18 protein-coding genes are annotated in these 22303 nt (G+C 60.6%); 10 read left to right on the top strand and 8 right to left on the bottom strand.

Annotated elements, in window-relative coordinates; genetic code table 11:
* Positions 1-50 precede the first annotated feature (50 nt).
* The 3 genes from HB676_RS00160 to HB676_RS00150 form a co-directional block, all read right to left on the bottom strand.
* Positions 51-1145: an HD domain-containing phosphohydrolase gene (locus HB676_RS00160; protein WP_213735634.1), complete on the bottom strand. Its 1095-nt coding sequence runs from the start codon at positions 1143-1145 to the stop codon at positions 51-53.
* 291 nt (positions 1146-1436) lie between these two features.
* On the bottom strand, positions 1437-3737 hold the full coding sequence (locus HB676_RS00155; protein ID WP_213735633.1) for a molybdopterin cofactor-binding domain-containing protein: 2301 nt from the start codon (positions 3735-3737) through the stop codon (positions 1437-1439).
* Entirely contained in the window at positions 3734-4222 is a 489-nt protein-coding gene (locus tag HB676_RS00150) for a (2Fe-2S)-binding protein (RefSeq protein WP_213735632.1), read from the bottom strand. The genes HB676_RS00155 and HB676_RS00150 overlap by 4 nt, the downstream gene beginning before the upstream one ends.
* Before the next feature lie 278 nt (positions 4223-4500).
* On the opposite strand from HB676_RS00150, the gene HB676_RS00145 reads away from it, so the two are divergent.
* Together HB676_RS00145 and HB676_RS00140 are read left to right on the top strand one after the other, a co-directional pair.
* Positions 4501-4863 (top strand): hypothetical protein, encoded by a 363-nt coding sequence (locus HB676_RS00145; RefSeq protein WP_213735631.1) that lies wholly within the window; start codon positions 4501-4503, stop codon positions 4861-4863.
* Between the two features lie 66 nt (positions 4864-4929).
* Complete coding sequence (locus HB676_RS00140; RefSeq protein WP_213735630.1) at positions 4930-5604, top strand: dienelactone hydrolase family protein; 675 nt, start codon at positions 4930-4932, stop codon at positions 5602-5604.
* A 68-nt stretch (positions 5605-5672) separates the two neighbouring features.
* Here HB676_RS00140 and HB676_RS00135 read toward each other — a convergent pair whose 3' ends face one another.
* From HB676_RS00135 to HB676_RS00125, 3 genes are all read right to left on the bottom strand, one after another.
* Positions 5673-6458: a polysaccharide biosynthesis/export family protein gene (locus tag HB676_RS00135; protein ID WP_213735629.1), complete on the bottom strand. Its 786-nt coding sequence runs from the start codon at positions 6456-6458 to the stop codon at positions 5673-5675.
* A gap of 133 nt (positions 6459-6591) precedes the next feature.
* Complete coding sequence (gene msrA, locus HB676_RS00130) at positions 6592-7251, bottom strand: peptide-methionine (S)-S-oxide reductase MsrA (protein ID WP_213735628.1); 660 nt, start codon at positions 7249-7251, stop codon at positions 6592-6594.
* A 180-nt stretch (positions 7252-7431) separates the two neighbouring features.
* Positions 7432-7749: a hypothetical protein gene (locus HB676_RS00125; RefSeq protein ID WP_213735627.1), complete on the bottom strand. Its 318-nt coding sequence runs from the start codon at positions 7747-7749 to the stop codon at positions 7432-7434.
* 356 nt (positions 7750-8105) lie between these two features.
* Between HB676_RS00125 and rpsT the strand changes: the two genes are divergently transcribed.
* Positions 8106-8372, top strand: a complete 267-nt coding sequence (rpsT, locus tag HB676_RS00120; protein WP_213735626.1) for a 30S ribosomal protein S20 — start codon at positions 8106-8108, stop codon at positions 8370-8372.
* 22 nt (positions 8373-8394) lie between these two features.
* Here rpsT and HB676_RS00115 read toward each other — a convergent pair whose 3' ends face one another.
* Positions 8395-8751 (bottom strand): hypothetical protein, encoded by a 357-nt coding sequence (locus HB676_RS00115; protein ID WP_213735625.1) that lies wholly within the window; start codon positions 8749-8751, stop codon positions 8395-8397.
* Positions 8752-9737: 986 nt separating this feature from the next.
* Here HB676_RS00115 and dnaA point away from each other — a divergent pair.
* The 5 genes from dnaA to HB676_RS00090 all read left to right on the top strand — a co-directional run bounded on the left by dnaA (position 9738) and on the right by HB676_RS00090 (position 16583).
* Positions 9738-11171, top strand: coding sequence for a chromosomal replication initiator protein DnaA (dnaA, locus tag HB676_RS00110; protein WP_213735624.1), 1434 nt, complete (start codon positions 9738-9740; stop codon positions 11169-11171).
* A 349-nt stretch (positions 11172-11520) separates the two neighbouring features.
* Entirely contained in the window at positions 11521-12639 is a 1119-nt protein-coding gene (dnaN, locus tag HB676_RS00105) for a DNA polymerase III subunit beta (protein ID WP_213735623.1), read from the top strand.
* A 78-nt stretch (positions 12640-12717) separates the two neighbouring features.
* On the top strand, positions 12718-13083 hold the full coding sequence (locus HB676_RS00100) for a DUF559 domain-containing protein (protein WP_213736086.1): 366 nt from the start codon (positions 12718-12720) through the stop codon (positions 13081-13083).
* 83 nt (positions 13084-13166) lie between these two features.
* A complete protein-coding gene (gene recF / locus HB676_RS00095) occupies positions 13167-14306 on the top strand; it encodes a DNA replication/repair protein RecF (protein ID WP_213735622.1) in 1140 nt (379 codons plus the stop codon).
* Positions 14307-14414: 108 nt separating this feature from the next.
* Positions 14415-16583, top strand: a complete 2169-nt coding sequence (locus tag HB676_RS00090; RefSeq protein ID WP_213735621.1) for a hypothetical protein — start codon at positions 14415-14417, stop codon at positions 16581-16583.
* Between the two features lie 9 nt (positions 16584-16592).
* Here the strand turns inward: HB676_RS00090 and HB676_RS00085 are convergent, their stop codons facing one another.
* Positions 16593-18458, bottom strand: a complete 1866-nt coding sequence (locus tag HB676_RS00085; RefSeq protein ID WP_213735620.1) for an acyltransferase family protein — start codon at positions 18456-18458, stop codon at positions 16593-16595.
* Between the two features lie 291 nt (positions 18459-18749).
* Here HB676_RS00085 and gyrB point away from each other — a divergent pair, with 291 nt between their 5' ends.
* Both gyrB and HB676_RS00075 read left to right on the top strand, forming a co-directional pair.
* Entirely contained in the window at positions 18750-21191 is a 2442-nt protein-coding gene (gene gyrB / locus HB676_RS00080; protein ID WP_213735619.1) for a DNA topoisomerase (ATP-hydrolyzing) subunit B, read from the top strand.
* A gap of 118 nt (positions 21192-21309) precedes the next feature.
* On the top strand, positions 21310-22302 hold the full coding sequence (locus tag HB676_RS00075) for an ABC transporter substrate-binding protein (RefSeq protein WP_213735618.1): 993 nt from the start codon (positions 21310-21312) through the stop codon (positions 22300-22302).
* Position 22303 lies beyond the last annotated feature (1 nt).

Here is a 22303-nt window from a genome sequence, read left to right as displayed (position 1 = left end):
AACGCTTCGCGTTTGTCTCAGGCAATGGCGGTGAGGCCTCAACCTACCAATCAATAAGACCCAAGCGTCACCGGACGGAACGCGTGCAGCAGATGCTGGTCGAGCTTGCCCTGCATCTTTTCCATGACCGCGAAGGCGTTGGCGTGCGTAAACGGCAACCGGTAGGCGCGCTGCTCCACCAGCGCCGCATAGATGTCCACGATCGTGGTCAGGCGCACGATGTCGCTGATCTGGTCGCCATGCAGACCGTCGGGATATCCGGTGCCATCCAGGAATTCATGATGGTGCAGCACGACATCCAGCATCTCCGGCGGGAAACTGCCCTGGGCTTTGAGTGCATCATAGCCGAGACGCGGGTGCTTGCGGATTTCGACCGTCTCCTCGGGTGTCAGCTCGCTCGGCTTGTCTAGAATCGTGACCGGAATAAAGGCCTTGCCGACGTCGTGCAGAAGGGCGGCCCGCGCCAGCCGGCGCTGGTCGTCTTCACGCATGCCCAGATGCTGCGCGAACGCGACGGAGAAACCGGTGACGAACAGGCAGTGACGATAGCTGGCAGTGTGGTGACAGCCGACCGTCGTCAGCCACTCGCGCAAGGAAGAGTGCTTGATTGCCTTCAGAATCTTGTTTTCGGCTTTCACGATATCGTCGAACTGCAACGGTACTCCGGCTGGAAGCTTGTCGAAGATCTTGACCATGACGTCGTGCGCGGCAACGACACCCCTGTTCAGGGTCTTGCCGCGATCCGTCGCATCGAAGCCGGTGGAGTCCGGAAAGGCCGCACTAACGCGGTGCAGAATGCCCCGTGCATCGAACGGCCGCGAGATCGTGTCGGTGGCGCCTAAAGCCCAGGCCTGCATCGAGCCGTGGTGTAACGCATCGGCGAGAACGAACAGCCGCGGCATCGCGCGGTAGGGTTCGCCCCGCAGCTTGTTGCGAACCACCTGCACGCTTTCGGCGGAACGCAGATTGATATCGACCACAATCCCGGAAAAATGACCGGCGGGGTTGTCGGGAATCTCCGACGTCGAGATGGTATCCACCTCGCTCACGGTTTGCAGAATGTTCGCCAGCTCACTGCTCTGATCGCTGCGATCGGACGCCAGCAGCAGCCGGCGTTTGGTGGAAGGTTTCGGTAGAGCTGACATGGAGCCTCGCTGGGCAACTAAAGGTGGCCGACAGCGAAAGAACTAGCTTAAGAACATATTCTCCCGGATTAACAGAAGCGATGAACGCTTGTTGATGGGGAAGCGTAAAATTTGAAGGAATGTTATTGCTGCTGCCGGCTCGGGCAGAAAATGCAGCAGTGATTTGCGAAGGTTAGTACGACCGCCGGACTCTGGATCGCGATGATCGGGACACGGCATGGAAACAGCCGGACGCAAAAAATCCGCCGGAGACAGGCTCCGGCGGATCGTTGTCGAGATCGGCGATGCCGACTATGCCTTCGACATTCCCGCCTTAACTGCTTCTGCCGTGATCGGCAGCGAGCGGACGCGGGCGCCCGAGGCATTGAAGATCGCGTTGGCGAGCGCCGGCGCGATCACGGTCACGGCGGGTTCGCCGACGCCCGTGGCTTTTTCGCCATTGGCGATGACGCTGATGGCGACTTCCGGCACCTGACTCATCCGGAGCGGCGTGTAGGTATCAAAGTTGGTCTGCTCGATACCGCCATCCTTCAACGTCGCCTTTTCGTACAAGGCCAGCGACAGGCCCCACAACGCAGCCCCCTCGACCTGGGCGCGGATGTTGTCGGGATGTACTTGCGTGCCGACGTCCGTGGCCACGGTCAGTTTCTTGACCTTGACCTCGCCGCTTGGCGTCACCGCAACATGGGCGACGCAGGCGGTCCAGCTTGCCGTTGCTCGTTCCTGCGATGACACGCAGGCCACGCCCATGCCTTCGCCTTTCGGCAATTGCCTGGAGCCGTAGCCGGCCATGCCCATGGCCGCGAGCAAGGTGTTGCGCAGACGTTGCGCACCACCGGCATTGGCGCCCTTGCCGTCGAGCATGTCGATCCGGTATTGCGCCGGATCCTTGCCCGCCGCATGGGCGAGTTCATCGACCATGCTTTCGACCGCCCAGAAGGTCCAGCCCGGCGCCACCGATCGCAACTGACCCGACGGGGTGGCGTTGTGTGCCATCTCGTTGAGGATCGCGCGGACATTGTGATTGGGCACGGTGTAGAAGAAGTCCGCGCCGTTCACGGTGAAGCCGTCGAGACCGCCTTTCTTGTCGACCGAAGGCGTGAGGAAATCGGGAATCCCCCAGCGCTTGGTCGGCCACGCGCTGACCACGTCGTGGTTCAACGCGATCAGTTTGCCGTCGCCGTCCAGACCTGCCTTGACCTTCTGGAACGTCAGCGGACGCGAGAAGTCCATGGTCATGTCATTTTCGCGCGAATAGATGACCTTGACCGGCTTGCCGACGGCCTTCGCCGCCTGCACTGCCGGGACCATCATGTCGGCGTCGAGACGCCGGCCGAAGCCGCCGCCCAGCCACATCTGATGCATCACGACAAATTTCGGATCGACCCCGGCGGCGCCGGCCGCGATCGCGCCGGAGCGTGTCGCAAACTGGTTGCCGGAATAGAGGTGCCAGATATCGCCCTGCAACTGCGCCGTGGCGTTCATCGGTTCCAGCGGCGCATGGATATTAATGTTGGTGGTGTACTCCGCCTCGAACACCTTTGCCGCCGTGCCGAACGCCGCTGCCGTATCGCCGTCCTTGACGAAGAACAGACCGGAGTCGTCCAGCTTCTGCAACCGCTTGGCTTCGGTGAGCAGGGATTCGCTCGACAGCTTGGCGTTCGGACCATCGTTATAGGTAATCTTGAGCGCGTCCGCGGCCTTGCGGGCGTTGGCATAAGTGTTGGCGACCGCCACGACCCAGCCGGTGGTGGTGGCGGTCTTGTCGTCGAGCGTAACGGCCTTGATGAAGCCCGGTACTTTTTTGGCTTCGCTGTCGTCGACCGACTTTACCGTGGCGCCATAACGCACCGGCGGAGTGACGACCTTGCCGTAGACCATGCCCGGCAACATGACGTCGATGCCGTATTTGGCGGTCCCGTTGGTCTTCGAGGGGATGTCGAGTTGCGGAACCGAAACACCGATCATGGTGTATTGGTCCGGCGTCTTGAGCTTGATCGCCTTGAGTTCGTCGGGCGTAAAGGTCTTGGTGGCCTTGCCGCTCTTGACGATGTCCGCAAACGTCATCGACTTCTTCGACTTCGGATGCGTAACCGTGGACTCCCTGACGACCAGTTCACTGGCGGGCACGCCCATCGCAGTGGCTGCGGCTTCCGTCAGTGCCAAGCGTCCCGCGGCTCCCGCGCGACTCATGGCATCGTAGTTCATCATCGTGCTCCAGCTGCCGCCGGTAATCTGCGCGCCGAGCACGGGGTCGTTGAACTTCGGGTCGTTGGATGCGAGTTGAACCCGCATGTCCTTCCAGCTCGCGCCGAGTTCTTCGGCGATGATCTGCGCCATGGTCGAGGCGATATGCTGGCCCATGTCGGCCTTGCCGCAGGTAACCGTGACAAGCCCGTCCGGTGCGATCGAATACCAGACACTGGGATCGAAATTGCCGGTGGCAGCGAGCGCCTGATCGGCGCCAAGCAGGCCGGGGACAGCGGAATAGCCGAGTGCGAGGCCTGCAGCAGCGGTGCCGACGAGGAACGAACGGCGGCTGAGATCGGCGGGTTCGCCTGCTGTCTGGGTGATTTTCACGTGCGTATTCATGTGGGCCTCCGATCGCCAGCGTTGGACGCGGTGCGCATATCGGCGGCGGCGCGCATGATTGCTTTCTGAATGCGAGAATAGGTCATGCAGCGGCAGAGATTGCCGTCCATGTGCGCAACCACCTCATCCTTGGTCGGATTTGAATTCTTGGCGAGCAGCGAGGCTGCCTGCATGATCTGTCCGGATTGACAGTAGCCGCATTGCGGGACCTGCTCGGCGATCCATGCTTTCTGCAACGGATGGTCGCCCTTGACGCTGAGACCCTCGATGGTGGTGATTTTTTTGCCGGCGGCGTCGCTGACGGACGTCTGGCAGGATCGTACGGCTTCGCCGTTAACATGAACGGTGCAGGCGCCACACAGACCGGCGCCGCAACCGAACTTTGTGCCGGTCATCTGCAATTGCTCGCGGATGACCCAAAGCAGCGGCGTATCGTTCGCTGCCTCGACGGACATATTCCGCCCATTGATGTTGAGATTAGGCATTGTCTCTCTTCCCTTGCCGGTGAATGACACCGCTTACGGCGGCAACACTCTTTTGGTTATGGGCTGGCACCCACCGGTCCGATGCCAGATAATATGCAGAATGATCGTGATCCGTTCTGGGGGCAATCCAATTTGGAATTGATCAAAAAAAATAAAATGCCAAATTAGTGTTGTGCGTTGGGGCAATAACGCTGACATAATTTATTGCCGGATCAGGTGTTTATTCCGCGCGGCGGCAGGACCAGAACGACGCGAGTCCAAAACAAGAAGGTTGCATCATGAAGATATCGGCTGCTTCGGCAATTTTAGCGCTCGCGATGTTCGCAGGCCTCTCGGCCCCTGCGAATGCCACACCACCCGCGCCGGCCGGCGGACCGTACACGCCGTCCCTGATGACGATATGGCCTGACAACACGCCGCTGGCTTTCGGCATGAATGTCGGGGAAGTCTCACAGACCTTGGGCGTGCCACTGCGCTATGTCAGCGGCCGCCGCGGCAATGAAATCTATCTGGCGATCCGCGACACCAGTGGCATCATTCTATTCGCGCGCAGGGATCCGATCTATCTGCAGTTCCGCAGGGGCAGGCTGACCGGCTGGAAAGGCGAGAGCGGCTATCATATGCCGTATCTGGTGTGGTAGGCCGCTTCAGCTTTCCAATCTCGCCGCCAACAAATTCGCGCAACTCTAAAAGCAAATGGATGACCCGTGGGACATGACATCAAGCTGACGGCTTCGGACAGTTTCCAACTCGGCGGCTACCGGGCCGATCCCGCGGCCGCGCCCAAAGGGGCTGTCGTGGTGATCCAGGAAATCTTTGGCGTCAATCACCACATCCGTGCGGTTTGCGACCGCCTCGCCGGTGAGGGGTATGTCGCGATCGCGCCCGCGATCTTCGATCGCGTCGAGCCCAATTTCCAGTCCGGTTATTCGCCCGACGAGATCGCCGTGGCGCGCAAATTCGTTGCCAATCCGGATTGGGCCGCAATGCTGCGCGACACCCAGGCGGCGATCGATGCCGTGAAGGATGTCGGGCCGGTCGGCATTATCGGCTTTTGCCTCGGCGGCAGTATCGCCTATGCGGCGGCCACCAAGCTGTCCGGCCTCTCTGCCGCGATCGGTTATTACGGCGGCGCCGTCGTTCGCTTTGCCGACGACAAGCCGCAGGTGCCGACGCAATTGCATTTCGGCGAAAAGGATGCGGGCATTCCGCTCAGCGACGTCGAGACCATCCGCGCCAAGCGGCCCGATGTCGAGATCTACGTCTATCCCGGCGCGCAGCACGGCTTCCACTGCGACGAGCGGCCAAGCTACGACAAGGCGAGCTCTGATATCGCCTGGCCGCGCAGCCTCGATTTCCTTGCCAAGCATTTGAAGAAGTAATTTTACGATGTCATTCCGGGTCCACGCTAAGAAGCGTGTCCCGGAATGACGAAGCACTTCGTCCTTCGTCAGAACCAGCGTTCGCCGACCAGCACGGTATCGCCGGGGCTGATAGCCGTGCCGAGCGGCACCACATAGCGCGTTGAACCCGAACTATCCGTGTGGGTCAGCGTCACCTGGTCTCGCTTGGCGCGAGGCGAGAAACCGCCGGCAATCGCCACCGCACTTTCGACGCTCATATTCGGGACGTAGGGATATTGGCCGGGGGCTGCGACTTCACCGAGGATGAAGAACGGCCGATAGGATTCGATCTCGACCGCCACGGATGGCTCGCGGATGTAACCGTTGCGCAGCCGGCCGGTGATCTCGGCGGCGAGACCAGCCGGCGTTCGTCCGCGCGCCGGCACCGAACCGATCAATGGCATCGTGATGGAGCCACCGGCATCGATCGCATAGGTGTTGGTGAGGCCTTCCTGGCCATAGACCACGACCCGCAATCTATCGCCGGCATCGAGCCGGTAAGAGGAATCATAAGCTACCGGCATCGGGGCTGCGGCGTAGGCCGCCTGAGGCGGAGCATATTGCGCGGGCTGAGGCTGCGCGTAAGCGCGCCGGCGCGCGGACAAACTGGCGTTCAGCGCTGCGATGGCGCCGCCGGAATTGGCTGGAGGCGCGGCGCCGGCAACGGGAGCCGGATAATAAGCCGGCTGACCGTAAGCCATCGCATCGAGATCGCTTCGCGGCTGTGTGTTCGCGACCGGCGAGCCCGAGTGCACGCAGCCCGACAAAGCGAGCGCAGTCATGGCGGTAATGATCGGCAATCGAAACGCGCGCGCAACCCGCACCGGAGCCATCCCCTCAAGCGAGACAGCCTCAGTCTTGCACCGGTTATGGTTAACAAAGGGTTTTTTTGCCCAAGATGCGCAAAGGAGACGTGGAACGCAGAAAATGGAAGGCCGCTGCCGGCCTTCCATCCAATGCAAGCGATCAAGCCACGCTGACGCCGGCGCCGATCGGGCACGACACACCGGTGCCGCCAAGTCCGCAATAGCCGGCCGGATTCTTGGCCAGATATTGCTGGTGATAGTCCTCGGCGAAATAAAACTCGCTCGACGGCGCAACCTCCGTGGTGATGGTGCCGAGGCCTTTTGCGGACAGCGCCTTTTGATAGGCGGCCTTCGACGCATCCACCGCTTTGCGCTGCGCGTCGTTGAACGTGTAGATCGCGGAACGATACTGGGTGCCGACGTCATTGCCCTGACGCATGCCCTGGGTCGGGTTGTGACTTTCCCAGAACGTCTTGAGCAGTTGCTCGTACGAGATCACCTTGGGATCGAACACCACCAGAACGACTTCGGTATGACCGGTACGGCCCGAACATACTTCTTCATAGGTGGGATTCGGGGTGTGGCCGCCGGCATACCCCACGGCCGTCGTATAGATGCCGTTGCCGAGTTCCCAGAATTTACGCTCCGCGCCCCAAAAGCAGCCGAGTCCGAATACGGCTTGCTCCAGACCTGCGGGATAGGGCGGCTGCGTTTGATGGCCGTTGACGAAATGGCGGACAGAAGTCGGGATCGGAGCCGCGCGTCCGGGCAGGGCCTCGGTGGCGCTCGGCAGCGTCGTGGTTTTGCGCATGAACAACATGGATGACCTCCTTGCGGGATGCATTCGAATTGACGCCAGGAATGTGTGGGCTGGATATATGTCTCTACGCAGAGAAGGGCAGCTCCGTTACGGCGGGCGCGTTACCTGTCGCCCCGGCACTGATGAGCCCGGCAGCGCCTTTAAACTTGGCAGTCCTGTAAACTTGGCAATCCTGTCGGGTCAGTTCCGCGAATAACCGATCAGGGGTTTGCGGGGCCGGAACAGCAGCATCAGCACAATGCCCAATAGGCCCATCACGGCAAAAACCGGTTGGTCGAGAAGAACCCTCACGACGCCGTTCCAGAGCCAGGGCGCATGGCCCTCTACCCAGGCCCGGAATGCCTGCTGGCTGGTCTGATGGACATCGTTCCAGAACTGGCCAAACCGGGTAAACCGCAGGGTCTGATCGGCGACCCAGCGGGCCCCGTCATAGACCATGAAGATAAATCCGCCGGCCAGCAGCAATAGCCCCACAAGGCGGAAGAAACCGCGGATCATGCGTCACCTTACATAAAAAGCGCCGGAAAGCGCAGCCAGCCCATAACGGGGTGGCGTGGGAAATTCAACCTCATCAGCAACTTATCGGCATTTTCGCGGCGGGCCTGCCGCTCCCAGGGAGGCCGGAAGGCGTTGACGCTGCAAACCGCGCCCTCTATAAGACTGGCAATGGCGGCGGGCGCAATCCCGCCGCCGATGTTCTTTGAGCGACGCCGCCAGTTGAGCCCTTGGGCTCCAAGAGTGGCTTTCTTGCAGAGCACCCGGAAAACATATCAGCGTCGGTTACGTGGTTGAACTGTCGGCAGGCGCAGGCCTGACCACCCGCGATCGATCACCGTCGAAGGACATTTGAGAACATGGCCAATACTACTTCCGCCAAGAAGGCGACCCGCAAGATTGCCCGCCGCACCATCATCAACAAGTCGCGTCGCACCCAGATGCGTGGCGCGGTTCGTACCGTCGAAGAAGCGATCAAGAGCGGCGACCGCGATGCGGCGCTGAAGGCGATGGCGCATGCGGAACCGGAACTGATGCAGGCAGCGCAGCGCAATATCATTCACAAGAACAATGCGAGCCGCAAAGTTTCGCGGCTGGCCCATCAGATCGCCAAGCTCGCCAAGTAAACTGAGGTCAAGTAAGCCGAGGCTACGTAAGCTGAGGCCGAGTGGCGAAAGCCAACAGCCGAAGCAAGTGAGCTGAACAAAACAGACATTCGTCAAAAGCCCGGCAGTGCCGGGCTTTTTTATTGTCGGATCCTTTGGCGACAGGCTTTTTCTTTTCCGGACGTCTGATTTCCAGGCCCGCTTTATTTCTTATCTCGTTGTCATACTTCGCTGGCCAGTGGCTCACTGTGCGGCGTGCGACATTGCTGACGTTCCGTATTTCTACTGACGACATTCCGCAATGCGGATTGTTGCCGATGATGGTTGCGACGATTTGGCCATCAACTGTTGATCCGCCGCGCTTTTGAAATAGCAACAGCGACTGCGTAGCAGCATTCAACAGCGCTGAAGGGTTACCCTGTCGCGACGAGCAAAAAAAAACGCGCTTGCGTAGTCACTTATCGGCATAGCGGGTAGCGGTTGTTCAAAAAATCCCTTCCGCCACACACCAACGTAAATATTTTATGAATTTATTTTGGGCAATCGTACGAAATATGACAACGGCCCGGCGTTTCGAATCTGTGCACAGATTCAAAACCTTGCCGCTTTGCGCGAAAAACCGCTGCCTGATTCGGCGAACCGAAGTTGTTTTTGCTGGCACCCGCGCTGAATCATTTTCGTTGCGGGAAATGGGGCATGATGTATCTCTTAGAGCGTTCGCGGCGCCCACGGCTCTTCAGACCAGCGCGGTTTAAGGATCGGGGTGGACGTGCAAATCGGCGGCGGTGTGCGCGTTGGCGACGCTTTCCAAGCGATTGTCGAGTTGAAACTCATAGCAATATGAGGATGGCGGGTCTGTGTCGAAATTTCTCAGGCGGGGCGCTTGCGTCTCGTTGGTTTCAAACAAGAGAGATACGCATCAGACAGTCACGACAGCGCCGAAGGCAAAGCACGTGAGCGGGCTGGAATGAGTGGGCGGAGCGGAGGGGCGTAACGACTGGACTGTTTGAGTTTCAGGCGTCGCCGATCGAATTTAAAAATATCTGGAATGACAACTTGCCGGGAGCAATCTCGGCAGGAGGGGGAGGTCGTATGTCTTACGTAATCAGCGCGGTTTTCAATCAAATGCCATTTTCAGACAATGCCGAACTGAGCTTCCTGGATATAATCGGCACACGGCCTCCCGCGCGAGCTGCGGACACGCCGTCGAGTACGCGCTGACCTCGCGGAAACTTCATCTTCAAACTGATGATTTTGCCTGACGGCGTTTCGCCGAACGGCTGGTCTATGTCTGACAGACGAAGTCCCGCTTGAGGTCACCCGTCGCGGAACTCCACCCGGCGGTTTCACCATCACTATTACTCCTTACAGAGAAGTTCTCAGGCAATGGACAATATGGAACAGGATCGCTGGTCACGCGTGAAGGGTCGGCTGCGCTCGAGCGTCGGAGAAGACGTCTACACAAGCTGGTTTGCGCGGATGGACCTGGAAAGCGTCCAGCCGGAAAGCGTCCATCTTTCGGTTCCGACGCGATTTCTCAAGAGCTGGATTCAGGCGCATTATGCCGAGCGCGTTCTCACCTGCTGGCAGGCCGAGATGCCGGAAGTGCACCGGATCGACCTCACCGTGCGCACCGCGATGCGCTGCGCGGCGCCCGCCAAGGAAACCGCTGCGCCGCTCGACGCGCGCCGCACCGAACGGTCCGATGGCCGTCCCGCGCCTGAATTGCGTGCGACCGCGACCGCGCCGGTCTCCGCCAGTCATGACGCGCTCGGTGGCTCGCCGCTCGATCCGCGCCTGACATTCGGAAGCTTCGTGATCGGCCGCTCCAATACGCTGGCCCATGCGGCCGCGCGTCAGGTCGCCGAAGGCCGCCGCGGCGATAGCGTGATGTTCAACCCGCTCTATATCCATGCCGGCGTTGGTCTCGGCAAAACCCATCTGCTGCAGGCGGTGACCTGGGCCGGTAATTCCGGCAGCGAGCGCAAGGTGCTTTATCTCACCGCGGAAAAATTCATGTACGGCTTCGTCGCGGCGCTGAAAACGCAGACCGCGCTGGCGTTCAAGGAGGCGTTACGCGGCATCGACGTGCTGGTGATCGACGATCTGCAGTTCCTGCAGGGTAAATCGACCCAGGCCGAATTCTGCCACACGCTCAATGCGCTGATCGACGCCGGCCGTCAGGTGGTGATCGCGGCAGACCGTCCGCCGTCCGACCTCGAGAGTCTCGACGATCGCGTGCGCTCCCGGCTGGCCGGTGGTCTCGTGGTCGAGATGGGATCGCTCGGCGAAGAATTGCGGCTGGGCATCCTCAAGTCGCGGGTCGCCGCGGCCCGCGCCCATCATGCGAGCTTCGACGTTCCGGCGCCGGTGCTGGATTATCTCGCCCGCACCATCACCCATAATGGCCGGGATCTCGAGGGCGCCATCAATCGCCTGTTGGCGCATAGCAAATTGAACGCGCAGCCCGTCACCCTGGAAATGGCGGAACGCGAAGTACGCGACCTGATCCGTCCGCAGGAACCCAAGCGCATCAAGATCGAAGATATTCAGCGCGTGGTGGCCCGCCAATACAATGTCAGCCGCTCCGATCTGTTGTCGTCGCGCCGTACTGCGAATGTGGTCCGCCCGCGTCAGGTCGCGATGTACCTGGCGAAAACCCTGACGCTGCGCTCATTGCCCGAAATCGGCCGCCGGTTCGGCGGACGCGACCACACCACGGTGCTTCATGCGGTGCGCAAGATCGAGGCGCTGGTAAGCAAGGATGTTTCGCTGTCGGAAGAGGTCGAATCGCTCAAGCGCCAATTGCAGAGCGAGTAAGCGCCGCCCGCCAGGGGTCCATCTAATGTGCCATCGACCAGCGGTCCCGGCGAAGGCCGGGACCGCTGCCAGCTTTTGCGCCAGTCGACATCAGGGGTTAAGGCCCCGGCTGTCGGCCGGAGCGCTGTCCGTACATTGTATTTCCTTGGTATTTCTCTTGGAATTTCCTCGCAAAACGTGGGGAACGGCGTGACGCGTCTCTTGCGCTGGCGGGCCATCCGCGCCACCTTGCGGTCCCCCCACGGGTTTGATCAAATCCAGCTTTGATCGGGCTTTTCGGGTTTCAAATGCCGCGGCGCGCCTTCGGGGCCGCCCGGCTTTTCCATCTTCGGACCAGGCGGGTATTGCAATGAAGGTTACCGTCGAACGCGCGCAACTCCTGAAGTCGCTGGGCCACGTCCACCGTGTGGTCGAGCGCCGCAACACCATTCCGATCCTCGGAAATGTGCTGGTCCGCGCTGAAAATTCGCGGCTGTCGCTTAAAGCCACCGACCTCGATCTCGAGGTCACGGAAACGCTGGCGGCGGAAACCGGAACCGCGGGTTCAACCACCGTCCCGGCGCACATGTTTTATGACATCGTGCGCAAATTGCCCGACGGCGCGCAGATCGTGCTCGAAGGCGACGGCGATCGCTCGGTGCTGGCGATCCGCGCCGGCCGTTCGCGCTTCACGCTGCAGACCCTGCCGGAAAACGATTTCCCGGATCTCGCCGCCGGCGATATGACGCATTCGTTTACGCTCGCCGCCGCCGACATGAAGCGGCTGATCGATCGCACCCAGTTTGCGATCTCGACCGAGGAAACCCGCTACTACCTCAACGGTATCTATCTGCATTCGGCCGGCAGCGCCAAGGCCGCAACCCTGCGCGCGGTTGCGACCGACGGGCATCGATTGGCCCAGATCGACCTCGCTCTGCCCAAGGGGGCCACGGGCATGCCGGGCGTGATCGTGCCGCGCAAAACCGTTGGCGAAGTTCAGCGCCTGATCGAGGACAATGAGGCCGAGGTCGGTCTTGAGCTTTCACAGGGCAAGATCCGCTTTACCATCGGCAATGTGGTCCTGACCTCGAAACTGATCGACGGCACCTTTCCGGATTATGGCCGCGTGATCCCGCAGAACAACGACAAGGAACTCGTCGTCGACAAGAAGGATTTCGAGGCTGCGGTCGACCGCGTCTCGACCATTTCAAGCGAGCGCGGCCGGGCGGTGAAACTGGCGCTGTCCGCCGGCAAGCTGGTGCTGTCGGTAACCAATCCGGATTCCGGCAGCGCGACCGAAGAGCTCGAAGTCGAATACGCCTCCGACCCGCTCGATATCGGATTCAATTCGCGTTACCTCCTGGATATCGCGGCCCAGATCGAAGGCGAGGTCGCAGTCCTGCGGCTGGCCGATCCCGGTTCGCCCACGCTGGTCCAGGACAAGGATTCCAAGGGCGCACTCTACGTGCTGATGCCGATGCGGGTGTAGTTACGGTCGTCATGGGTGGTGTTCTTCCCTCTCCCCTTGTGGGAGAGGGTGGCGCCGAAGGCGACGGGTGAGGGGTTCGTGCCACAGCCGCCACACCATCGACCGACCGCCAGGCGCATCCGCAATTTTGCGAAGAAAATGCGCCATGAACCGACGGATGCCGAAGTGGCGATGTGGCGGTTGCTGCGCGACCGGCGATTTGCGCTCTTCAAATTTCGGCGGCAGGTGCCCTTTCAGGCCTTTATTCTCGATTTCGTTTGCTTCGAAAAACGGATCATTATCGAGATCGACGGCAGTCAGCATGCATCGTCGGAGCGCGACATGGAGAGAGAAGCGATCCTGAAGGCCGAAGGCTTCCGAATCGAGCGTTACTGGAACAATGACGTGTTGCAACGACCGTCCAGCGTTTTGGAGGACATTCTGGCAAAGCTCGTCGAACCGTAAGAACCCCTCACCCGTCGCCTCACTTCGTGAGGCGCCACCCTCTCCCACAAGGGGAGAGGGAAGAAAGCCCGACATTTCTTCTCATGACCGCCTCCCGTATTCATCGCCTCAGCCTCACCCACTTCCGCAATTATCGCGCGGCTGGTCTGGAGACGCGGGGCGACGTGGTGGTGCTGGTGGGGCCCAACGGCGCCGGCAAGACCAATTGCATCGAGGCGATTTCGTTTTTATCGCCGGGGCGAGGCTTGCGACGCGCGACGCTCGACGATGTCGCCGACAATCAGGGCGACGGTTCGTGGGCGGTGTCCGCCGAGGTCGAAGGCGCGCTTGGGCTGGCGACGCTCGGCACCGGCATTGATGCGCCGGGCAGCGAGGCGGCCGCGACCAGCCGGCGCTGCCGGATCGATCGCGAGCCGGTAGGTTCGGCCACGGCGTTCGGCGATCATCTGCGCATGGTGTGGCTGACGCCTTCGATGGATGGGCTGTTTCTGGGCGCGGCATCGGAGCGGCGGCGGTTTTTCGACCGGCTGGTGCTGGCGATCGACAGCGAGCACTCGGCGCGGGTGTCGGCGCTGGATCGCTCTTTGCGCTCGCGCAACCGGCTCCTCGAAGTGCGCAATTACGACGACCACTGGTGCGACGCGATTGAACGCGAAACCGCCGAACTCGCGGTTGCGGTGGCTGCGATGCGCGGCCAGACCGTGGCGAAACTCGCCGCGATGCTGCGCGCCCGCGGTGAAACGTCTTCATTTCCCTCCGCGCAGATCATGCTCGACGGCTGGATGGAAAATGCATTGCTGTCGGAACCCGCCACCGCGGTGGAGGATCGGTATCGCGAAATCCTGCGCAGCAACCGCCCGCGCGACGCGATCGCCGGCCGCACCCTCGATGGTCCGCACTTGACGGATTTGCAGGTAATCTACGCGCCGAAAAACATGCCGGCCCGCGACGCCTCCACCGGCGAACAGAAGGCGCTGCTGATCGGTCTCGTGCTGGCGCATGCCACTTTGGTCACCGAGATGACCGGTATCACGCCGCTGCTATTGCTCGACGAGGTGGTGGCCCATCTTGATCCCGGCAGGCGTCTGGCGTTGTTCGACGAGTTCGCCAAGCTTGGCGCGCAGGTCTGGATGACCGGCGCCGATCCCGCCGCGTTCGCCGGCATCGGTTCGTCGGGCGAAGTGTTTGGCGTCGATTCCGGTCAGATTGTCCGCCGTAGCTGATTGAACCGAACTCTCCGCCGCAGCGACTAGATGTCAGGCGCGACTGACGTCGCCGCCATCCTTGCCGTGCGACCAGGATCAGGCGCCGGAAAACACCGGAGATCACAGATGTTGGGAACGATGCGCGGGACCCTCGTCCCGGCAAGGAGTCAGTTGCTCGCCCTCGTCCTCGCATCGATCGCCGCCACGACAATCGCAGCCAGAGCCGATGACGGCCTGGTTGACGTCCGCACCCTGCCGCGTCTCGAAGGGGCGGTCGAAAATCCGGCGCGCACCGAGCCCCACAGCTTGGGTTACGGTGTTCCGACCCCGGTCACGATCACGACCCCGGCCATCGAGAAGCTGCTGGCGGCCGATGGGTGGGTGGAATATTTGCGGCCGTTGGAAGAATCCGGGGGCTCGCTGCTGTTCAAGAAAGGCAAGCAGGGGCTGTTCGTCTCTTTTACGCAGGGTCTCAAACGGCCCGACCAATCCGTGGTGTCTTATAATTCCAGCCGGATCAATGCCGACCTGCCGTTTCCGGCCGCTGCGACAAATATCATGTTCGACGACCGGCGGCCCTATCTCGGCTGCGTCAGCGCCGCAAGCGTGGACGCGAACCTCGATTTCTTCCGCAAGGAGCTGATCGCGTCCGGCTGGTCACCATTATCCGATGCCGACATCGCGGCGCGGTGGCCGAATGCCAAAACGGCTCAGAAAATCGAGAACGGTATGCGCGCTTATTATGGTCAGGACACCCATGGCGGCTATCCGCAGCCGCCGATCGTGCTGTCGCTGCAACGCCGCGGCGACGGCAACACATCCATCGAAATCAAGGTTGCGCCATTCGCACTGCCGCAGGATCTCAGGGTTATCCGGGACACGGTCGACTTGCCGGAACCGGACCATACCCCGAGCTTCGGAAGTACCGGCAGCCGGGATTCGACCAGCCGCAAAGTCGAGGGCGTCACGGTGGCTGAAATTCCTGTGGTGCTCGCGTTCTACCGCCGCGAGCTCGCGGCCCGCAACTGGAAGGAAGAAGCCGGCGGCGCTGTTGTCTCCGACAACGAAGCCACGCTGAATTTCTCTTCCCCGGAGCAAACCGCCACGCTCAAGCTCAGCCGCAAATACGACCTCACCACGATCAGTCTCGTGGCGCGGGTAAAGGAGGCCGCGTTGGCGGCGCGGGCGAAAGCAAAGAAAGACGCTGACGACAAGTTCATGACCGACGCGATGGCCACGGCGAAACAGATGATGGCTGCGGACGAGGTGCGGCGGGCCGCGCAGGCGGCCAATCTTTCGGATGCGCCATTGCAGGCGCAGGCCGGTGCGAAAACGCCGGTGCCGCTGCCGGAGAACGCCGAGAATATCGAGTTCGACGCCGAGGACGGCAAACTGGAGTTCGACTCTGCCTCCAGCGTGAAGACGATCGCGACATTCTACCGTGAATCCCTTAAATCGCAGGGCTGGAAGGAACAGCCCTCCGTGATCAACAAATCCAACATGGTGGTGATGGAATTCTCCAAAGCCGGGAAAAAGCTGTCGTTCACCGCGATGCAGATGGGTTCCAAGGTCAATGTCAGCGCCGACGGCTCCGGCCTGGTGATGGCGAATTCCAAGCCCGATGCTGGGGACAATCAGGCCTCCAGCGCATTGGCCGGCAAATCAGCGGCGGTGGCGAATCTCGAAGCCGATCCCGATTCCGCTCTGCCGCTACCGAAGCTGCACACGATGAGTTCGACCGAAGCCGGAAAACTCCCGGGTACCGATATCGCGTTCCGCAGGGAGCTTGAAGCCAGTATTCCCGCCGAGCTGAATTCGGTACTCGCTTTCTACCGCAGCGAACTTGCCAAGCGCGGCTGGAAAGAATCGGCGGAGCGCGCCGTCATCAAGCCCGATCAGGTCCAGCTTGCGTTTTCCTCGCCCGACGGCCCGGCGGTGCTGAAACTTGGGCGCAACAATGACGAGACCACCGTCAATCTGGCGCAAAAGAATCCGGCCGCGGCCGCGAAAGGCGACGTCATGCCGAAACCCGGTCAGGCCAAGCTGCTGTTCGGCAATCTCGGCGACAGCGAAGCTGCGGTGATCATCAACAAGCAGACCATCAAGATCGCCGCCGGCGCAGGCGGACCACAGGCCAAGGGTCCGACGCTCGAACTGCCGCCGGGAAAATATCAATACTCGCTGAAGGTTGCGGGCGGTCCGGTTCGAAATAACGCGATCGAGGTTGCGGCGGACGATGCTTGGGGCCTGATGATTGCGCCCGACGGCGATGTGCTGTCGTTGCACGTGTATTAAGGCGCAAGTCTATTGATGCGGCGCAAGCACCCTGCCGATGATGGATTGGATCAGAAAGATCGATCCTTTTTCGGTCAGGTGCACCTGATCGCTGGCCGAGATATCTTGCGCGGTATCGCCGATACGCGCCAGGCAGCCATCCGCGTTGCATAGGGTTTCCCACGCCGAAATGAATTCCGCGCCAAGCGGGGTGAGTTTTTCGCGCAGGCGCGCTTCGGACGGATCGGCTGTGGCGCGATCGGATCGTTCTGGAATCAGCCGACGATGCAGCATGAAATAGCGCAGCACCTCGTTCGGTAGCCCGCGCTTCCACCATGGCACTGAACCCAGCACGATGATGCGCGCGCCGGTTTGCTGCTTCAGCGCCGTCACCGCCGCGGCCACGCCGTCGAGCGGCCCGGCCCAGGTGCTGTGCAGTAGCACGATATCGGGCTGGATCTGGCGGGCGAGCGTCAGGACCTTGTCATTGATGGCGCGGCAGTTGGGCACGCCTGATATGTCGACGTTAACGGCCGGGATGCAGGAATTGGACGTAAACTGCGCGATCCCGAAATCGTGGGTTTCCTGCGCCTTGCGCAGTCCGAGCAATAACGCGCCGGCGGTCGAATCCCCCCATAACATGATCAGCGGGCGGCGGTTGCGATCGACGCAGTCGTCGGCGAACGAAGTTTCATGGCCGAGGTCGAGCAGGCACTCCCGGAACCTCCATTTGAAAGACTCCGTCTTCACGGCAGCCATGTCGCGAATTTCCGCCGGCAGCCGGAAATCGAATCCGTCCCCTCTGACGATAACGCCGCCGGCCAGCGCAACCAGCGCCATGCCCGAACAAAGCGCTGCGATTCTGGGCCGGGTTGGCCGGCCAAACCGGAACGGAATCTCGATGAATCGATAGGTCAGCCAAGCCAGGGCAAAGCTCAGCCCGACGATCAGCGCGCGTTCCAGCAGCGTCAACGGGGCGAATTTGATGATTCCGGAGAATACCAACAGCGGCCAATGCCAGAGATAAAGCGGATAGCTGATCAACCCGATCCGGACCATGGCGGGACTGGCTAGTAGATGCCGGCAGCCCCAGGCCATCGGCGCCGATATCATCAGAGCCGCACCGGCGACGGGCAGCAGCGCCCACCAGCCCGGAAAAGCGTTTTTGGAATCGAGTACGCCGGCAGCGATCGCAATCAGTAATATCCCGGCGGCAGCGCGCAAATTGCTCGCGGCAGGGGTGTGCCGAATATGGCTCCAACCGCAGGCCAGTGCGGCGCCGGCCAGCAATTCCCAGGCCCGGGTGAACGGCAGGTAGAAGGTCGCGACGGGATCGGGGCCGATCAGCGCCACGTTAAGCGCAAGCGACGCGATGGCGATCAGCGAGGCCACCGCTAGAAGGCTCAGGCGGAGGCGTGCCGCCAGCATCAAAATCAGCGGCCAGAATAGGTAAAACTGTTCCTCGATGCCCAGAGACCACAGATGCAGCAGCGGTTTCCTGCTGGATTCGATGTCGAAATAGCCGGACTGCAGCCAGAGCGCGATGTTCGAGACAAACGCAGCGCTGGCAAACACATCACTGCTTAACTGCGCATAGGCTTGCGGCAGCAGCCATAGCCAGCCGAGCACCAGCGTCACGCCGAGCACCACGATCAGGGCCGGGAAAATTCGCCGGATTCGCCTGGCGTAGAACGCTAGCAGCCCGAAATGCTGTTGGCCCAGCTCGCGTGCGATGATGCCGGTGATCAGGAATCCCGAAATCACAAAGAAAATATCGACGCCGATAAAACCGCCCGGCACAGCTTCCGGAAAGGCGTGGAAGCCAACGACCAGCAGCACCGCGATCGCGCGCAGGCCATCGATGTCAGGCCGATATTGATCTGAAAGCTGGGACAATTCGGGTCGTTCCAAAACTCGCGTCACAAGCCTCTCTAGCAGGTCTCCGGCGCCCTGCCATGGCGGCTGCAACCGGGGCGTTCAGGGCCGCAAGATCGGCGTGCGAATCGCGCTTTTGCGAGCCCGTCGAATCGGTCTCCGGAGGGCTTGAAAAACCACTGAAAAACCCCAATTATTCAATAGCTTGTTGACAGATACTTTGCGCTAGGCGCATCGCGCCTTTCATGGCACAAATAAGTGATTCAGCGCCTGTTTTGCGCCGCTGATTCGGGACATCCTCGAAGGCCTCACATGACAGAACCTGCCCGGCAATCCATCGCCGAAACTGAGCATTCTATCCCTGTCGAATACGGTGCGGAATCGATCCGGGTTTTGAAGGGGCTCGATGCCGTGCGCAAGCGGCCGGGCATGTATATCGGCGATACCGACGACGGCTCCGGCCTGCATCACATGGTCTATGAAGTCGTCGACAACGCGATCGACGAAGCGCTTGCCGGTCACGCCACCGCGGTGGAAGTGGTGCTCAACGCCGATGGCTCGGTGACCGTGCGCGATGACGGCCGCGGCATTCCCGTCGATATTCACAAGGGCGAGGGCATCTCTGCGGCCGAGGTCATCATGACCCAGCTGCATGCCGGCGGAAAATTCGACCAGAATTCCTACAAGGTGTCCGGCGGTCTGCACGGCGTCGGCGTATCCGTCGTCAATGCGCTGTCGAGCAAGTTGCAATTGCGGGTCTGGCGCGACGGCAAGGAGCACTTCATCGAATTCGCCCATGGCGACGCGGTGGCGCCACTCACGACGGTCGGCGATGCCAATGGCAAGCGCGGCACCGAGGTGACGTTTCTGGCCTCGGTCGAAACCTTCACCAACGTCGAATATGACTTCGCGACGCTTGAGCATCGCCTGCGCGAACTCGCGTTCCTGAATTCCGGCGTCAACATCGTGCTGTCCGATATGCGTCATGCGGTCGAGAAGCGCGAAGTGATGATGTACAAGGGTGGCGTCGAGGAATTCGTCAAGTACCTCGACCGCAACAAGAAGGCGATGGTGCCGGCCCCGATCATGATCAATGCCGACATGAACGGCATCGGCGTCGAGGCGGCGCTGTGGTGGAACGACAGCTATCATGAGAATGTGCTGTGCTTCACCAACAACATCCCGCAGCGCGACGGCGGCACCCATCTGGCGGGCTTTCGCGGCGCGTTGACGCGCCAGGTCAACGGCTACGCCGATGCGATCGCCAAGCGCGAAAAGATCGCGCTGACCGGCGACGATTGCCGCGAGGGCCTGACCGCGGTGCTCTCGGTGAAAGTGCCGGATCCGAAGTTCTCTTCGCAGACCAAGGACAAGCTGGTGTCCTCGGAAGTGCGCCCAGTGGTCGAGAACGTGCTCAACGAGGCGCTGGCGTCGTGGTTCGAGGAGCATCCCGCCGAGGCCAAGGCCATCGTCGGCAAGGTAGTGGAAGCCGCTGCCGCTCGTGAGGCTGCGCGCAAGGCACGCGAATTGACGCGGCGCAAGGGCGCGCTCGACTATACATCGTTGCCCGGCAAGCTTGCCGACTGCCAGGAAAAAGACCCCGGCAAATCAGAACTGTTCATCGTCGAGGGTGACTCGGCCGGCGGCAGCGCCAAGATGGGCCGCAACCGCGAATTCCAGGCGGTGTTGCCGCTGCGCGGTAAAATTCTCAATGTCGAGCGCGCGCGTTTCGACAAGATGCTGAGCTCCGAGCAGATCGGCACGCTGATCACGGCGCTGGGCACCGGCATTGGCCGCGACGATTTCGACCTGTCAAAGCTGCGCTATCACAAAATCATCTTGATGACCGACGCCGATGTCGATGGCGCGCACATCCGCACGCTGCTGCTGACGTTCTTCTTTCGTCAGATGCCGTCGCTGATCGACGCCGGGTATCTCTATATTGCGCAGCCGCCGCTCTACAAGGTCAACCGCGGCAAGTCCGAGCAGTACCTGAAGGACGAGCGCGCGCTGGAAGATTATCTGATTGAGACCGGCCTCGATGATTGTGTCTTCAAGCTGGCTTCCGGCGAAGACCGCAGCAGCCGCGATCTGCAGGCTCTAGTAGAGGATGCCCGCGTCATCCGTAGCACGCTGCATAATCTGCACAGCCGCTATAACCGCAAGGTGGTCGAGCAGGCGGCGATCGCCGGCGTGCTGAACCCGAAAATTACCAGCGATGTCGCGACCGCCAACGCCGCGGCCGACTACATTGCGCGGCGGCTCGATGCGCTGGCCGATGAAGTCGAGCGCGGCTGGATCGGGCGCTTCACCGAGGGCGAGGGTTTCTTCTTCGAACGCACGGTGCGTGGCGTCAAGGATGTCGCTGTGATCGATGACGCGCTGCTTGGCTCCGCCGATGCGCGCAAGCTCGACGATTACGCGCCGAAGCTGCAGGAAGCCTATCCGAAGCCCGGCCTGTTGCGCCGCAAGGATACGGAAACCGCGATCCACGGGCCGGTCAGCCTGTTCGAAGCGGTGACCGATGCCGGCCGCAAGGGCGTTTCGCTGCAACGCTACAAAGGCCTCGGCGAGATGAACCCCAGCCAGCTCTGGGAGACCACGCTCGACAGCAATGAGCGCTCGCTGCTGCAGGTCAAGATCAAGGAGGTCGACGAGGCTGACGACATCTTCACCAAACTGATGGGTGACGTAGTCGAGCCGCGCCGCGAATTCATCCAGGACAACTCGCTCAGCGCCACCGTGGATGTGTGAGGCCAGATTTCTGACCTCCTTCGTACAGGCTCTCTTTACAGCCACTCTTGCTTGAGTCCCCAAAATCGAGCCCGGCGCAGTCGATGAGATCGACGACTTTTGTAGTTGGTGGGACGCCATGAAAAGATCGGCGAAATTAATATTCGCATTCTCAGCCATCTATATTTTGGGCGTGCTGAGTGTGACTGCCGCTGAAATAAATCTGAAGGTGATGGTCTACAGAGGGGGACAAAATCTTCCGCTGTTTGTCGCCCAAGAGGAAGGGTTCTTCAAGAAGCATGGGTTGAATGTTGATTTGATCAACGCGCAGTCCTCCGACGAATTGGGTCCAGGCTTAACGGCTGGAAACTGGCAAATTATTCACAGCACCTCGGACAATGCCGTAAAAATACATGACGTCGATGGCGTCGACGTTGCTCTGGTGATCGGGGGAGATAACGCCCACAATCACATTATTTCTCAGAAATCGATCAAATCATTTTCCGATCTGAGAGGGAAAACGATTGTCCTCGATGGTGCGGATACCGGATATGCTTACGTACTCTATTCGATCCTGAAGCAATCCGGGCTGAATAAAGGCGATTATAATCTCAAACTGGTGGGAGCCACGCCAAAGAGATTAGAGGCCCTGCTTAATGACAACACAAATTCGGCGGCGCTCATTAATCCACCCTTTTCAGTTCAAGCCATTCGAGCCGGGCTCAACGACTTAGGCTCGGTGGTTTCAATGATCGGCCCCTATCAAGGTCCGGCCGGTTACACGCTCAGATCATGGGCCAGGGAGCACAGCGAGACGCTCATTGAGTATTTGGAGGCCTATATAGAGGCGGTCCGGTGGACCTTGGATAAGAGCCATCAGTCCAAGGCAAAAGAAATCCTTGCTCGACGCTTGTCTTTGGCTCCAGATCTCGCCTCGGATGTCTTCGATATTATTACAGGAGATGCCGAAAAATTCGCGAAAGACGGCAAATTTGATATGGCAGGATTTCGCAACGTTCTTGCGCTTCGGGCTTCCTATGAAGGAAAGAACCCATCGGCGCCGGAGAAATATCTTGATCTTTCCTATTATGATCGGGCACTCGAAAATCTCGATAAACCAGGTCTAAAATAAG

Origin of the sequence: Bradyrhizobium sp. dw_411, from assembly GCF_018449695.1 — a bacterium.
Taxonomy (GTDB): domain Bacteria; phylum Pseudomonadota; class Alphaproteobacteria; order Rhizobiales; family Xanthobacteraceae; genus Bradyrhizobium.
This window is presented reverse-complemented; position numbering and strand designations above follow the sequence as displayed.

Coding starts and splice junctions, on each gene's coding strand:
- msrA (WP_213735628.1), bottom strand. CDS start 7,251: ATGTTGTTCATGCGCAAAACCACGACGCTGCCGAGCGCCACCGAGGCC.
- dnaN (WP_213735623.1), top strand. CDS start 11,521: ATGAAGGTTACCGTCGAACGCGCGCAACTCCTGAAGTCGCTGGGCCAC.
- HB676_RS00125 (WP_213735627.1), bottom strand. CDS start 7,749: ATGATCCGCGGTTTCTTCCGCCTTGTGGGGCTATTGCTGCTGGCCGGC.
- gyrB (WP_213735619.1), top strand. CDS start 18,750: ATGACAGAACCTGCCCGGCAATCCATCGCCGAAACTGAGCATTCTATC.
- HB676_RS00135 (WP_213735629.1), bottom strand. CDS start 6,458: ATGGCTCCGGTGCGGGTTGCGCGCGCGTTTCGATTGCCGATCATTACC.
- HB676_RS00160 (WP_213735634.1), bottom strand. CDS start 1,145: ATGTCAGCTCTACCGAAACCTTCCACCAAACGCCGGCTGCTGCTGGCG.
- rpsT (WP_213735626.1), top strand. CDS start 8,106: ATGGCCAATACTACTTCCGCCAAGAAGGCGACCCGCAAGATTGCCCGC.
- recF (WP_213735622.1), top strand. CDS start 13,167: ATGACCGCCTCCCGTATTCATCGCCTCAGCCTCACCCACTTCCGCAAT.
- HB676_RS00150 (WP_213735632.1), bottom strand. CDS start 4,222: ATGCCTAATCTCAACATCAATGGGCGGAATATGTCCGTCGAGGCAGCG.
- HB676_RS00090 (WP_213735621.1), top strand. CDS start 14,415: ATGTTGGGAACGATGCGCGGGACCCTCGTCCCGGCAAGGAGTCAGTTG.
- HB676_RS00155 (WP_213735633.1), bottom strand. CDS start 3,737: ATGAATACGCACGTGAAAATCACCCAGACAGCAGGCGAACCCGCCGAT.
- dnaA (WP_213735624.1), top strand. CDS start 9,738: ATGGACAATATGGAACAGGATCGCTGGTCACGCGTGAAGGGTCGGCTG.
- HB676_RS00145 (WP_213735631.1), top strand. CDS start 4,501: ATGAAGATATCGGCTGCTTCGGCAATTTTAGCGCTCGCGATGTTCGCA.
- HB676_RS00075 (WP_213735618.1), top strand. CDS start 21,310: ATGAAAAGATCGGCGAAATTAATATTCGCATTCTCAGCCATCTATATT.